Source organism: Spirochaetota bacterium, from assembly GCA_038043445.1.
Lineage (GTDB): Bacteria > Spirochaetota > Brachyspiria > Brachyspirales > JACRPF01 > JBBTBY01.
In genome coordinates this window covers 24,039-38,088 of the sequence record JBBTBY010000137.1, presented here as the reverse complement: position 1 = coordinate 38,088, position 14,050 = coordinate 24,039, and the positions used below count along the sequence as shown (strand labels likewise).

The 14,050-nt window shown below is 56.0% G+C and carries 13 protein-coding genes; 5 read left to right on the top strand and 8 right to left on the bottom strand.

Features of this window, described 5'->3' with window-relative positions; all coding sequences use genetic code 11:
* Positions 1-92: 92 nt before the first annotated feature.
* Entirely contained in the window at positions 93-290 is a 198-nt protein-coding gene (locus tag AABZ39_18190; GenBank protein ID MEK6796712.1) for a hypothetical protein, read from the top strand.
* Between the two features lie 6 nt (positions 291-296).
* On the opposite strand, the gene AABZ39_18185 is transcribed toward AABZ39_18190, so the two are convergent.
* The 3 genes from AABZ39_18185 to AABZ39_18175 form a co-directional block, all read right to left on the bottom strand.
* Complete coding sequence (locus AABZ39_18185; protein ID MEK6796711.1) at positions 297-1,424, bottom strand: hypothetical protein; 1,128 nt, start codon at positions 1,422-1,424, stop codon at positions 297-299.
* A 12-nt stretch (positions 1,425-1,436) separates the two neighbouring features.
* Positions 1,437-1,919, bottom strand: a complete 483-nt coding sequence (locus AABZ39_18180; protein ID MEK6796710.1) for a hypothetical protein — start codon at positions 1,917-1,919, stop codon at positions 1,437-1,439.
* 102 nt (positions 1,920-2,021) lie between these two features.
* On the bottom strand, positions 2,022-2,969 hold the full coding sequence (locus AABZ39_18175) for an AraC family transcriptional regulator (GenBank protein ID MEK6796709.1): 948 nt from the start codon (positions 2,967-2,969) through the stop codon (positions 2,022-2,024).
* A 248-nt stretch (positions 2,970-3,217) separates the two neighbouring features.
* On the opposite strand from AABZ39_18175, the gene AABZ39_18170 reads away from it, so the two are divergent.
* From AABZ39_18170 to AABZ39_18160, 3 genes are all read left to right on the top strand, one after another.
* Positions 3,218-3,817: a hypothetical protein gene (locus AABZ39_18170; GenBank protein MEK6796708.1), complete on the top strand. Its 600-nt coding sequence runs from the start codon at positions 3,218-3,220 to the stop codon at positions 3,815-3,817.
* Between the two features lie 13 nt (positions 3,818-3,830).
* A complete protein-coding gene (locus AABZ39_18165; GenBank protein MEK6796707.1) occupies positions 3,831-5,375 on the top strand; it encodes a hypothetical protein in 1,545 nt (514 codons plus the stop codon).
* 77 nt (positions 5,376-5,452) lie between these two features.
* On the top strand, positions 5,453-6,700 hold the full coding sequence (locus AABZ39_18160) for a hypothetical protein (GenBank protein MEK6796706.1): 1,248 nt from the start codon (positions 5,453-5,455) through the stop codon (positions 6,698-6,700).
* A gap of 315 nt (positions 6,701-7,015) precedes the next feature.
* Here the strand turns inward: AABZ39_18160 and trmB are convergent, their stop codons facing one another.
* The 5 genes from trmB to AABZ39_18135 all read right to left on the bottom strand — a co-directional run bounded on the left by trmB (position 7,016) and on the right by AABZ39_18135 (position 10,488).
* Positions 7,016-7,582, bottom strand: a complete 567-nt coding sequence (trmB, locus tag AABZ39_18155) for a tRNA (guanosine(46)-N7)-methyltransferase TrmB (protein ID MEK6796705.1) — start codon at positions 7,580-7,582, stop codon at positions 7,016-7,018.
* 153 nt (positions 7,583-7,735) lie between these two features.
* Positions 7,736-8,770, bottom strand: coding sequence for a flagellar basal body P-ring protein FlgI (locus AABZ39_18150; protein ID MEK6796704.1), 1,035 nt, complete (start codon positions 8,768-8,770; stop codon positions 7,736-7,738).
* A gap of 81 nt (positions 8,771-8,851) precedes the next feature.
* Positions 8,852-9,451 (bottom strand): dTMP kinase, encoded by a 600-nt coding sequence (tmk, locus tag AABZ39_18145; protein ID MEK6796703.1) that lies wholly within the window; start codon positions 9,449-9,451, stop codon positions 8,852-8,854.
* 8 nt (positions 9,452-9,459) lie between these two features.
* Positions 9,460-10,101: a CDGSH iron-sulfur domain-containing protein gene (locus tag AABZ39_18140; GenBank protein ID MEK6796702.1), complete on the bottom strand. Its 642-nt coding sequence runs from the start codon at positions 10,099-10,101 to the stop codon at positions 9,460-9,462.
* Entirely contained in the window at positions 10,102-10,488 is a 387-nt protein-coding gene (locus AABZ39_18135; GenBank protein MEK6796701.1) for a DoxX family protein, read from the bottom strand.
* 121 nt (positions 10,489-10,609) lie between these two features.
* Here AABZ39_18135 and AABZ39_18130 point away from each other — a divergent pair.
* A partial coding sequence (locus AABZ39_18130) for a sugar-binding protein (protein ID MEK6796700.1) occupies positions 10,610-14,050 on the top strand: 3,441 nt, incomplete at its 3' end.

Sequence of the window (14,050 nt, the reverse complement as noted above, 5' to 3'; positions counted from 1 at the left end):
TTTTCCAAACAAGGCTGTATACCATCTTTCCCGTCTAGATCATCGTGCTTCTCTGTGCGCTCGGACTGCGAAATCGATCACCGCGTGAAAAAATGTACGCCCTCCCTGTCGCGCTTATGGTCGCCGCTGCGTATTTCTTCATCTATCTTATCACGCCGAATGATCTCAAATGGCAAGTGAAATTCTCGCTCGACCGGCTTATCTTCCACTTCTATCCGTTCGTGCTGTTCGCCATCCTGTTCTCCCTGGGCGATGGGCTGGAACATCTTCAGGGGACGCGATCCCGCTGAAATGACTCATTCGTAATAGTACACGCTCAACCTGCCGGCGTTGCCGACATCGCTGAATCCAACGTACAGCTTCCCCTGTCCATTCGCGATGCAGGGGGACATCACCGGTCCTGCGAATCCGCGTGCACCTGCTGGGGCCCATGCGCTTCCGTCGTATCTCATCACCGTAACGACATTGCCGTTGAGCGTTTCGCGGAACACGATATACGGCGTGCCGGAGGCATCGGCTGTTATCCTGAGTGACCCCGCATTCGTATTGAGCGCCGTCGTCCCCACCGCGCTCCATGCCGCAGTGACGAATTTCCTGACCGTCGGCTTCGATGTGCTGTCGAGATAGGACATATACGGAGTGCCGCCCGCATCCAAGGCAATGTCGGGCGCAAAACCCTGCGCTACCCCGGTCGATCTATTCGACCAGCCGCCGTTCGTATACCAATAGCTGTTCGGGAAATCGAATGTGCTGAATTCCTCATACACAACGAAGGGGAATTTATTCGGGGGTGTTGATCCCGACAGAACAACGATGCGCGGGAATATGGCCTGATTCCCGACGGCAGCCCCCACCAAACCCCAAAGCCCCGTTCCGGTATTGTAAGCAGTAACGAGGAACTGTCCCGACGCAGAACTCCTGTACGCAATGTATGGCGAGCCGTTGAACAACGCGAGCGATGTGCTGAAAGCGGCCGAAGATGCCACCACCGGCTGCGTCCCGACGGCAGCCCAGCTCGATCCATCCCATTTCCGGCAACGATGCGCCCCGGCTGCATCCGTATACACGATGAACACATTATCCGAGCCGTCTATACCGATGGCGGTCTCTTTCACCGCAGCGCCGGATATACCTGCGGGCCCGACGGTATTCCAGCTTGAATTCGCGTATCGCTTCACGATGACATCCGTGCCCGCTCCACCGTCGGCGTATATCACGTACGGGATCCCGGCACTGTCCACGGCAATATTGATATTCGTTGCCGCGCCTGTCGAGAGGCTTGTCCCGAGCGGCCACCAGAGATGCACGCGATCCGGATTTGCCGGATCAAAGGGGTTCGTATGCTCTTTCGGTGAGAGCTTAAAGCAGTTGTACAGCACCGGAAGACATACCGCGAGCAGGAGATACAGGCGCATCCTTTTCATACACACCTCCCCTCAGAACGACATGGCGAATGCAACCGCCGCACCCTGTGGAAAGACAACGGGCAGCACGACTATTTTCGACCGCGGCGGCGGCGCGAATATCGCCCAGGCAAGAAGCCCGGCACTCACCGCATATGCCGAATACGAGATGATATAGAGTATGCTCGAATTGATCCGATGCGTTTCGGACTCGCTGTAATACTGCGCCGCAAGCGCTGACCCCAGCGGACTTGCTACCGCATTATAGCTTTCATCTGCCTGCATCCGCAGCCTGTCCTCACCGAACCCGATGATATTGAGCGTTATACCGCTTGCTAAGGCAACACCCGCCCCGACATAGAGCCATGGACGTATATCGAACGACTGAACGGGCGTATCGACCGTAACGGTATTTTTAGCCTTCGCCGGCACGGAAGCGCGCGGCACCCGGTCAGCGGCAATTACCACACTCGCCATCACTGCCATACTGAGGACGATGCATCGTACAACATTCATACGGATACCCTCCGGGAACGATACCGAGAGATCAGTTACATAGTAAGAAAAACGGATGTGAAAGCAAATCGAATACTGTTCCGAGATCGTTACCGGCAGCGATCAACGCTGCGCCGATCCCCCGATCGCCCGCCGGAACTTCAACGGCGATGCGGCGGTGATCTCCCGGAACACATCGTTAAAGTGCGTCACCGTATCGTAACCGGCGAGCGCTGATATCTCGCGTACCGAAAGCGTCGTCGATGCAAGGAGATGCTTCGCGCGCTCCATGCGCCTCTCATTGATGAAACGCATCATCGTCTTCCCGGTAACGCGGTTGAACACCGCCGATACATAGTTCGGCGAAAGCCCTACGCGCGCGCTCACATCGGCGAGCGTTATCCGCTCGGTGAAATGTGACGAAAGATACTCGATGATATCGAAGATATATGCGTTGCGTTCGGTATCGCCGACATTATCGCAGTACAGCGTGTAGAGCGAGCGCATGATGAAGCGTATGAGATCGGTCGTCCCGAGCACGCGGTCGGTCATGTACATCTCCACGAGCGTCATCCCGTAGAACGCGATGCGCCTCGTTTCGCTGTCACTGAGCGTGAGCGATGTATACGGATCACCGACACGCTCGGGAAAGAACGGGCGCACGAGGCGGTACGCCCCGGCGAGCCCCTGCTCATCGAGCATGTCATCGGTATAGCCGAGCGCGGCGGGCATGAGGCACATCGTCAGCACCTGGGAGCCGCGTTCACCGGCCGTGCGTACGGAATGCGCTACCTGGTTATTGACGAAGAGCACCTCGTTCCGGCGTATCGTCCGTTCCCCGTCGGCGGTGACATAGCGCATGGAGCCCCGCACGACCGCCTGCACCTCGAGAAAACGGTGGGTATGGAGCACCGGGTCGTCGCCCTCCTGCGGACCATAGATAGCCGCAAAGAAATACCGGCCTTTGCGGAACGAAAGCCTGCGTCCTGATAGATTGAACGTATCCCGATAGCCGTGCCCCGCAGTGAATGCGACATCCATAAGGCCGAACAGGGGATCGGGCAGCTGCATCGTCAATCCTATCGTAATTTTTCCGAAGTCTTTCGTAAGCCGGAATAACCGCACATCGTGAGAACTGAGTATACTATGGCATGCGAAAAGCGAAAGTAGCATCGATCGCGTCTGGAATGTCTATGCACGAAAGCGCACACGTGTCCCCGACTGCGCAGGGCTGAACGTCCCCATCGCGAACGGGGCGTTTACAATAGGAAGCGAATGAACTATAATCATCACACGCAAAGGATCATGGAGGAACGAACATGGTGAGAGAACGAACTCCCGCGGCGCATATCGGCCGAGCATGCTGCGCCGCAGCGGTCATTGTCGCGCTGAACGCATCTGCCAATGCGCAGACAAAGATCGCCGAATGGGATTTTTCAGCCTTGACCGAGCTCGCAGCGCCGTCGCGCAGTTACCTCAATGACAAGTCGGGCGTCAAAGCAAATATCGCCGTTGACCGCGAAATAAGCACCCCCGACGGGAAAGGCGCATTGCGTATCGATGTCGTGGCCGCATCGCAGAACGAGGAAGGCGGCGATATACAGCTTATCTTCGTCAACGAAAAAGGATTGCAGGCAAAGAAGAAGTACCGCGTCATCCTGACCATGAAGGCGAACCAGACGATGATGATGCCGGTGAAGATCGTGACCATTCTCGACGGGAGCCCCTGGAGCGGTGTCGGCAATCCCGATTTCCAATACGCGACACCAACACGCGAGTGGAAGACGGTGAAATATACGTTCACCGCGAACGCCGATCATTCCGGTAAAGCGGTGCGCGTACCGTGTATATTCATGGGCGAATACGACGCGGGGACGACGCTCTGGATATCGCGCATTCAGTTCTTTGAAGTTCAGTAGCAAGGATATGTCTATGAAATCCATCATCACACTGCTTGTCATCACCTGCGTGCTCGGCGCCGCCGACCTGCCGCTCAGTGTCACGGTCGACGAATCGGTATCCATCAAGAAGGCCGACAATCTTCTCCTCGGACACAATTCCGACTGGAGCGCATTGCAGGTAACGCTCACCGACGGGGTGCTCCTGCCCGGGACAACGGACATAGACCCTGAGGTGATCAAACTGCTCGCCGGTATTCCCCTTGCCGCTTCGCGCGTTGCCGGGACCACATCGCAGGAATTCCACTGGAAAAAGGCCATCGGTCCGCTCGAAGATCGCACTGAACAGAAGGTGGCGGACTGGGAGCGAGCACCGATCAAACGCTCCTTCGGCCCCGTCGAGTGGGTGCGTTTCTCACGCGCGGTCGACCCCGCAGTCAAGCTCGTCTGGTGCATCAATATGTTCGAAACACCGGAAGATGCCGCTGACCTTGCGGAATTCTTCACCGGGGACGGACGATCGAACCCCAACGGCGGGGAGAACTGGGCGGCTAAACGGATAGCGCTCGGACTTACTGCACCGGAGAAGAACATACTCTGGGAGCTCGGCAACGAGCTGGACGGGATAGAGTATCATAAAAAATGGCCCTCGCCGAAAAAGTACACCGATGCCTGCAAAGCTGTCATCAATGCGGTGCGCGCGGTCGACCCGTCGGCACGCTTCGCCGCGTTCGGTGCTACGCTCTCAACGCTCTCACAGTATAAGCAGATCTACGGCGGCACCTGGGATATATGGCATAAAGCGGTGCTCCGCGATATCGGCGGCGATATAGATTATCTCGTATTCCATCCCTACTATGGCTCGGCACCGTCGGTATACATGTCGATCCATGAACGGAAATTCCTCGATATGATGCGCGATGACATCAAAGCGATCGCCGGCTCCGACAGGATAAAGATATTCCTCTCCGAATATGCGTTCTGGCCCGAGCAGGAGGACCCTGATAAGCCGTGGAAAGAATCGTGGTATCGCACGCACTCGCTCGAAGGCTGTCTCGCCGACGCCGAATGGATAAACCGCATGATATCGCGCCCCGATGTGACGCTCGGCACACGCCACTGCTTCGGCGGGAGCAGCGCCGGCCCCTGGGCGCTCATCTATTTCGATAAGGTGCAGAAAAAGCATTATCTCACCGGCATTGCCGATGTATTCGCCATGTTCAATGAGCCGTTGACGGCGAACGGCACGGTCGTAAAGTGCACCGCGGACGGTGAAAAAGCCGATGCCACAAGGAAAAAATGCCTTGTCACCGCCTCAGCGATAACCACCGCGAGCGGGCTTTCGCTTCTCCTAGTGAACCGCGATCCGGAAAACGCCCGCGCAGTGACGTTCTCATCGAAGAACCACTACCGCCTGACGAAGGAATCGAAGCTCACCTCACCGAGCGTGGACGATGTGAACAGCGTATCGTCGCGTCCATTGGCGCGAAAGTCACGAACGCGGTCGGATACCGAGATGTTCAGCACCTATACGCTGCCGGCGAAGTCATTCGTCATACTCGGATTAACCAAAAAATAGCACGATGAGAGGTTTGCATGAATAGAATATATAGCGCAGCAATTGCGTTGATACTTACGTCATCAGGAGTGTTCGGCATGGATAAGGATACCGCTGCGGCGATAGACAAGGCGCATGCAGCCATGTGGAGCCGCATGATAAAGGATGACGGCATTATGCTCGATTTCACCGACCGCGACGGCGCGGTTGTCATCCCCACGCCGGAGGAATGTGCAGAGGCGAAACCCAATGCCATGGGTTGGTGGACGCCCATAGAGAACGGAGGTTTCTTCAACGGCCTCTATCTGCCGGCTGTTTGTGAGCGCTACCGCCGCACGAAAAGCGATACCGATAAGGCACATGCACGAGCGCTCGCCAAAGGCCTCATGCTCCTTGCGAGCGTATCCGATGTCCCGGGGTATATTGCCCGCGGGGTTGCGACGGACGGAAAAAGCCATTACCCCTCCGGCTCCGATGATCAGACGCATCCGTGGTTCTACGGGCTTTATTTCTATGCAAAAAGCGGCATCCCCGATGCTGCCGAACGCGAAGGCATCATCAAAAAGATGAACGAGGTCGCCCGTGCGCTCAAGGCGAACCGCTGGATGTGCCCCTGCGACGGCATCTTTACCGGGCAGAACAGGGGTGCGTTCTCCGGAAAGGGATTTCGCGACGCATCGAGACTCTTATTCATTCTCCGGGCGATGTATGAACTTACACGCGATGAATCCTGGCTTGCCGATTATCGGAGCGCCGTGACTGAAACTCCCCGCGGTTCAAAGGTCGATCGATCGGCTATCTGTGCCGAGGGTGCTGAACGTGATCTCGATCACATCAAGGATCTTCTCACACAGATGTGGATAGTCGCGGGATCGCAGGGTTCGCTCGCGGAACTCATCCGTCTTGAAAGTGATGCAGCGCTTCGCAGAGCGTACAGAGAGGGTATGGTGAAGACCGCTTTATATGCGGCTGCCAGCATTGCCGCATATAAAGGATTCGACAATGGTGATGAACCGCCGTTCCGATTTCACGCCTGGCGTGAGATGCTCAATCCGAACTATAAGCCGCAGGCGAATCAGGATGAGGCGACAAAGGTCGCCATCGCCCAGCTTCGCGCGGTGAACATCATCGACAGGACGAATCAGCTGGTCCCCCGTCGAGATATGGAAAATGCCCAGCTGCGCTCTCCGCTCTCTGCAGCGTTCGTCGTTGCGCTCTGCGATGATGAGGAAGTCAGAAAAAACTGGCGGCCGGCGATAGAAGCCGCGATCCTGCATTACGAATATGCCAAGGTATATGGTTCACTGTTCTTTTTCGCGGAATGCGCGTACTACGCGTTGCCATAGCATTGCCCTAGCGTTGGCCCTGACGATAGGGCAACGTCACACTGTTCTTCGTATGCAGATCCGCCGGCAGCGGCGATATTGCTCAGGGGTACAGGTACAGACTATCCTGTCGGGTGCGCTTTCCGGCGATTGCCGGCATTCATTTCGAAGATATCGCTTCATTGCATCACGCCTCGATCACGCTTGACAGCGTATGGCGCGGCCGAGCGTATGAATGCGTATGAGCTGTTCGAGCCCGCGTTTTCGGGCGATACGGCGCGACAACATAATACAGTCCTCCACTACTATCATCGGAGCCGTACGTATTTCCCTGAGCTAAAAATCAAGCCCCCGTCGGCGATACTGCAGATAATACACCTGCTTCCCCGCCTTGCGCATTTTCTCCTCGTACAGCGTCGGCTGATACCCCGGGAGCTCATGCACCCATGGCGATGATAGCGCATTCTCAAAATGCGGCGAGGCCTCCATGACCGGCGACATTATCTCTTCAGCATAACGCATATCATCGGTGACGAGATAGAACGACCCGTTCCGTGCAAGGATGCCGTACACCGCCCCGACAAATAATGCCGTCACGATGCGCCGGCGCTCATGCTTCGTCTTGGGCCAGGGGTCGGGGAAATTGAGATACACAGCCGAAAAACGATATTTCCCGGCAAGATATTGCGTTATCGAACGCATCGCCTCGCCATGTATGAACAGTATGTTGGCAAGACCGCGTTTTGACGCCTTTGCAACGCTTTTATTGATGCATTTTCGTGAATATTCGATGCCGAGAAAGAACACATCGGGACGCTGCATCGCGTGCTCGACAAGGAATTTTCCGTTACCGCTCCCTATCTCAAGCTCACAGAAGGAGAACGCTTCCAGGTTCTGTTTCAAATCGGCGGAAATATCCCTGTCAAATGCATTGCATACATAGCGCGATTCCGAATCCGGATGAATGTCGTTGTAGCGGATCGTATCCTCCGTGCCAGTGCTCGCTGATAGTCCAAAGAGCAGCGGAGCATGCTCCGGCTGTTCTCACGTTTCGCGCTACGGATTCACTATGATCTCTGCGTTGAGCGCACCGGCGCTTTTGAGCGCAAGGAGCACCTGAATGATATCCTTCACATCGACACCGAGCTCATTGAGATTATCCACGATGGATTTCACCGAAGCGCCGTCGGGTATCGTCTGGTTCGGTTTCTTCTTCGCCGAAGGCGTACCGCCTGCATCCGCTGCGGCAGCCGCATCGATCTTTATCTTTATCCCAGCCACGCTCACGCCGGCACTCGACACACGGACATCCTCGCCCATAACGATGACGCCCGTGCGTTCATCGATGACCACCTTTGCCGTGGTATCCATCTCAACTTCCAATTCCTGGACCTTGGAGATGAATTCGACGGTATTGCTGATGAAATTGCTCGGTATCGATACAGTTATGCTTTTTGCATCGTTCTGCGTAAGCGGCGCATCGGCGAACTGCCCGCGTATTGCGGCGGCGATATTATTGATGGTCTTGAAATCCGATGCTGAAAGCACGACGGTGAACGCCCCATTCTCGATGAAGTCGCTCGTAAGCGTCTTTTCCACAATAGCTCCCATAGGGACAGTACCGACCGTGGTGACCGTATTCCTCCCTTCCGGGACGATGATGCTCCCTTGTGCTACCGCATACGTAACGCCGTCGGCTCCCTTGAGCGCCGTCTGCAGGAGCATGCCGCCGGCAAGTGTTTTCGCATCACCTACGCTCGAAGCCATCACGCTTATCCTGTCGCCTTCGTTGATAAAGCCGTCGATATCCGCGGTCACCATGACGACAGCGACATTCTTCGTCGTCATGCGCGTCTCGTCGACCGAAACACCGATGGTATCGAAGAAGTTCTTAAGCGTAGCTTTTGTAAGCGGGTTCTGCGCCGAATCGCCTTTCCCGGCGAGCCCGACGACAAGGCCATATCCCTTGAGCTGATTCTTGCGAACGCCCTTGAGATAGCTGATATCCTTTACACGAACCATCGCCTTCGGATACGACACGCCCGCAACAAGGGCCACAAGCGCACAGATGAGCGCGATCTTCTTTATCATGGCAGAACTCCGACGGATAAATACCTTGTAGTTATTGTCGGGATTTCTGAGAGTATGTTTATCGATTTTTTCCGCGTTTTCCTAGAGAATTCCAGCGATAATACCGTAAATATCATCGGCAAGGTCAGCGGCCGGCCGCTCCCCGGAAAGCACATGCAGGTATTCATACCGCATGGAAAGAAATAACGACCGCACTCGTTCCAGGTAGTCGGCTGCCTCGAAAGAATTACCGCCGCCCCTGGCCGAGCGTATGCGCTCAATTGCCGTAGTCACCGGAATATCGACGAGAAAAAGAATATCGGGCCGGTACACGAAAAGCTCCTGGTCACAGAGTATTGTCTTCCAGTCGAGACCACGGGCGCCCTGATATGCCGCCGTCGAGTAATAGTAGCGGTCAAGAACGACGATATCCCCCCGGAGAAGGACCGGCAGTATATTGTTCCTGAGGTCGTCCTTTCTGTCGAGCGTGAACAGCCGCAATTCCTCTTCCGGAGAGAACCGTTCGCCGGTGAACGAATCGCGAATCGTTTTCCCGTGCCCTGTCCTCGTCGGTTCGCTCAGAAGCACCGAATGCTGCCCTTCACGGTCGAGCCGCTGATACAGCATGTCCGCCTGCGTGGATTTCCCGCTCCCGTCAATGCCTTCGAACACGATGAGCTTTCCTGCATACCGTTCGTCCATGGCGCGCATCACCCGGCAAAGCCGTTATGGAGATGCGTCCCGTCGCAGAAGGGCTTGTTCTTCGATCCGCCGCAGCGGCAGAGCGCATAATGCTCTTTGCACTCAGGGGAGCACCCGTGAACGTCCTCAAAGACAACGCCTCCCTCGACATTGAGCGGGCCGTTCTTTGCAGCACGTATCGCCGGCGCACGATCGACATCCTGTATCCGTACGCCGTTCTCCATGTAGCTCAACGAACCCGACGGGCATTGTTCTATCGTCTCGATGATATCATTTTTCGATGCGCCGTTGGGATTGATCCATCGCTTCTTCCGTCTGTCAAATACACGATGGAGCAAGAGACAGCTGCCGTCATGTGAGCATACACCGCGATTATCCACGATGGTTATTTCCGCCCCTTCGTAGCAGACCACTCTATCGGGGACCCGCTCAGGCGATCGTTCAGGAGAATGCGACGCCTCTCCGTGAGAACCGTCGCAGAACGGCTTTTGCTTCGAAGCACCGCAGCTGCAGAGCGCCATGACGGGCTTCACCGGCAACGGCTCGCCGTCGGCAGCATAGAAGTTCTCCAGACCCGTAACCCGATACGGCACGGCTTTTGTGCGGGATATAAGCGGTCTTGCTCCGGGAGACGATGAGCCGTTGGGCATCTACTGATCGTTCCAATGCGCGCCGGCTATGAAAAGCGCCGCTCCGGCTATCGCCGAGTCCTTGAGCAGTCCCGTAAGCGACATGGTCATTGCCTGCATATTCCCGTTCGCAGCAGCGATACCCGGAAGATGCAGCGTGCAGATGAAAATAAGGAGCATGACCGCAAGGAGCGGCATGGACACCTTGATGAGTATCTTCGTTATCACGCTCGCCGCCGCCGCGATAAGCGCCGCACCGGTGATATATACGAGCGCAAGCCGTGTCGGACCGAAGTATGCGGGGATCATGGACTGCATGCCCTGCGCACCCATGAAATGCAGGAGACCGAACACAGCCAACGGTATCCCGAATATCAGACGGCCTGCTATCTTGAATGCATTACCCATAAAACGGCTCCTTTGCACTGATTGCCATATGCATTTCTTACTATACCAATATATCCGTGATTGTCAATTGTGCGGCATGCATCTGTCATTTTTTTGCAGCGTATGATATCCTATCGATCGTATGAATACAGGTCATCACCCCCGTCTCCTTACCCTGTTTGCGTCCATGTTCTTCGCCGGCGCGACAATCGCAGCAATGGTCCCGCCCGTTGCCGTTGCACGCACGAATTCCATCACCATCGACGGCGACATCGCCGACTTCAATAAAAGATCGCCAGTATTCATAGACAGGAAGGAATTGCTCGCGCTTGAGGCGCAGATAAGCAGATCGTGGCGGGGGACGAATGATCTTTCCGCGACGGTCTATTTCAACTATGACGATGAATACCTCTACATCGGGTGTCAGGTCTTCGACGAAACCCGTACTCACAAAAGCAGAACGGGAAATTACTTCAACGGCGACGGCGTAGAGGTGTTCCTGAGCGGCGACTTCATCAGGAACGGAAAAAACGCTGCCTCAGGACCGAACGATTTTCAGTTCTATTTTCTTCCGCCCACATCACCGGGGGAGACGCTGTTCGTATATAAGGCAAAAGGCGGTGAAAAGACCAGCACCGTTCTATCGCTCTACGGCATAGTGGCCGCATCGAAGGAATTCGGCGACCGCTACACTATGGAAATACGAGTCCCGCTGCACCTGTTCGGCACAGGGAACACATCTCGGGGGATCGGCATCAATATTGCCATCGACGATGCCGACGGCACAGCATATCGGGAAACGCAGATCGTAATGAACGGAAGTCCGAACGCATATATGGCACCGAAATACCTCGAAATGCTTCGGCTGTCAGGCTCATATCATAATCCCGTCGGTGCAAAACCACCCCTCGGCCTTATCGCCGTCGTCATCGCGGCTCTTGCTGTTTTCACGGGCTATGCCATTGCACTGCGTTTTATCATCGTACTGCCGCTTACGATAAAGCTCTGGATCGCGGTCGGTTCAGCATGTGCACTGCTCTTGTGCGCCGGGGTGTACGGGATCGCCGGGTTCGCGGTGAACGCCGGAAGGAATTCAGCGGCAGCGCGTATCGCCGCGATCGATGAGTCCGCGATGAGCAACATCGCCCGGGCCTTCGCCGGAAGGATGGATTTTGACGAGTTTTCGGAACGATTATACGCGTATGCCATCGGCTCGAACGTAGACAGCACCGTCAGGTACGATTCCCTGCCGCTCATCCCCGCGGTAAAGATCATCAAGAGCCGCCAGGGAACGCCGATGCGCCTTGAATCATCCATGATCTTGAACTGGAGCTTCACCAATGGCATCGTACCGGTACGCGCACGCGGTGTGCGGATGATCATTTCCGGATACGATGCCTATGCAAAGATAACCAATAAAGGGGAGGCATATCGCATATCGTTCCATTCGGCGGGCGGCAGACGTTTCGAGCATATACTCACCAACGGGGTGACCCTGTTCAGCGCCGAATACAGGCACCACACGCGGACGAACACCATCGCCTCGGTGCGCTACGGTATAGGCCTGCTTAACCGAAACACGATGGCGGTGACCGGCATCGCGGATGAGTACGAACTTCTGTTCCCCGAGCCGGCACTGATCAATGCAATATCGTTCGATCAGCTTATGGCAGGCGTATCCATCGCCGTGCGGGCGATAACGTTCATCGGGGCATCGGGCGACTATATTGTCGGGCCGTTCATTACGTCCAGGGAATGGTACAGCTGGCAGGGAACGCGCATCAGCCGCTATGTATCGATATTCGATTCCTTCGAAGGATACAGCGACGCACTGCTCAGCGTCGACTACCCGTTCAGCGGTTATGCCGACGAATTCCGTGTGCAATACAACGGCTATATTGACAGCGCTTCGCGCGACATCATTCCGTTCGGCGCGATAGTCGCAGCAGTCGACATCATCTACAGCGATGGAACGGTCGTACGCACGCCTATCATTGACGGGCTTTCCTACAGTATTACCTCGGAGCTTTTCGGCCACGGTCACCCGCCGCACTTCACATCGAAAGTCTCGCGCCGTTCTATCTCGCCGAACGGTTTCATGGGGCACGACAAGGAGCTCGTCGTTCCGGCACGACCGGGCAAAAAGATCGGCACCGTGCGCTTCGTTTCCCTCCTCCCCGCAACACGCCTCACCCCGTACGGCATGACGGGCATACGAAAAAGCTCCGACCAGATCGATTGCGCGCCGCTCTCTCACGCCGAACGAAAGCATATCTCCGCGGCGGAAACCCTCGTCTATTACAATGGAACGGTGCTCCCGAGGAACGCGGCACCACAAGCGCTCTCCGCGGTCAACGGATACTTCGATGAGCACCCTCCCTACCGCCAGCAGGATTTCGGTACCGCGCGCATCGTGCACACCGACAAGGGCACGCTTATCGTCACTCCGCTCCGGTATGGGAACGACATGTCGCCGCTTGCGCTCGTTCATTTTCTGCCGCATCGGGAGTCCGCCGTTGCGTTCATCATGAAGATCATCATCGTTCTTGCCGGATTTTTCACGTTCGTATCCGCGCTTCTCCTCATCACACATATCGTCATCGATGCTCGTATCCTCTCCATGAAAATGCTCGCCATATCGATATCGCTCGCCGTAGTGCCGCTTGCGGCTGCCACCGTACTGTTCATCTATATCTACAACCGCAACGCGGTGAACGATGTTCTTGCAGGACGTTCTGCATTGAGCGAATCGTTCATTCACTCGGAGATCGCCGGCACCTTGTCATCGCTCGCTGACATATCGAAACGCGCCTGCGACACCGTACTTGCGGGCGGCGAGCTCAGCACGGGTGGGCCCGTGTATCTGCAGCTGCATGACGTCGATCGGGACAGACGAACGCTCGTTCTCCGCTATTCATCGAATACGCCCGCGCGGTTCATGCGCGCTGAAAGCGCACGTCAGCTCAAACGCTCAGGCCCCATACTCAACTCGGTGTTCGGACCCGTGCTTGCATGGACAACGATACGCACGGAAGGCGGGAGAATAGTGAGCGTGACCGCGTTCCGTGAAATTGATGCCGCCATGCTTGCCTTCTGGGGAGAACGGACAAAAAGTGAGGCGAGCATACATTTTCTGAACGGATACCGATATTCCTCTGCCATGGCAGTACCGTATCATATTCGTGTCAATCGATCCAAAGGCGGGGGAGCACTTCCCGAAAGCAGCGAGCGCATCATCGGCGGCAGACAGTATTACCTTCATGCATTCCCGGTGAAGAACCAATTGCAGGAAGAGCAGATGCTCATAGGCACGGCCATCGATGCAGCTTCATTCGCAGAGACGCGGCTTATCATCATCGCCGGCGGTATTGCATTCGCCCTCATCGCCGGTGCACTTGCCTTCGCGATAGCCTGGTGGTTCTCGCAGAGGATATCCGGGGCAGTGCTTACGGTCGCCGGCGGCATGAAGCGTGTCGAGGCGGGCGATCTTTCCGTATCCGTCACCGTCGACTCCCGCGACGAGATAGCATCGCTTGCCGATGGTTTCAACACGATGGCAAAAACGCTTGCGAATCTCCGCACG

Bases quoted from the DNA above. Each gene is read 5' to 3' on its own strand.
- AABZ39_18180 (MEK6796710.1), bottom strand. From the start codon at position 1,919: ATGAATGTTGTACGATGCATCGTCCTCAGTATGGCAGTGATGGCGAGT.
- AABZ39_18160 (MEK6796706.1), top strand. From the start codon at position 5,453: ATGGATAAGGATACCGCTGCGGCGATAGACAAGGCGCATGCAGCCATG.
- AABZ39_18165 (MEK6796707.1), top strand. From the start codon at position 3,831: ATGAAATCCATCATCACACTGCTTGTCATCACCTGCGTGCTCGGCGCC.
- AABZ39_18150 (MEK6796704.1), bottom strand. From the start codon at position 8,770: ATGATAAAGAAGATCGCGCTCATCTGTGCGCTTGTGGCCCTTGTTGCG.
- AABZ39_18175 (MEK6796709.1), bottom strand. From the start codon at position 2,969: ATGCAGCTGCCCGATCCCCTGTTCGGCCTTATGGATGTCGCATTCACT.
- AABZ39_18140 (MEK6796702.1), bottom strand. From the start codon at position 10,101: ATGCCCAACGGCTCATCGTCTCCCGGAGCAAGACCGCTTATATCCCGC.
- tmk (MEK6796703.1), bottom strand. From the start codon at position 9,451: ATGGACGAACGGTATGCAGGAAAGCTCATCGTGTTCGAAGGCATTGAC.
- AABZ39_18190 (MEK6796712.1), top strand. From the start codon at position 93: ATGTACGCCCTCCCTGTCGCGCTTATGGTCGCCGCTGCGTATTTCTTC.
- AABZ39_18135 (MEK6796701.1), bottom strand. From the start codon at position 10,488: ATGGGTAATGCATTCAAGATAGCAGGCCGTCTGATATTCGGGATACCG.
- AABZ39_18185 (MEK6796711.1), bottom strand. From the start codon at position 1,424: ATGAAAAGGATGCGCCTGTATCTCCTGCTCGCGGTATGTCTTCCGGTG.
- AABZ39_18170 (MEK6796708.1), top strand. From the start codon at position 3,218: ATGGTGAGAGAACGAACTCCCGCGGCGCATATCGGCCGAGCATGCTGC.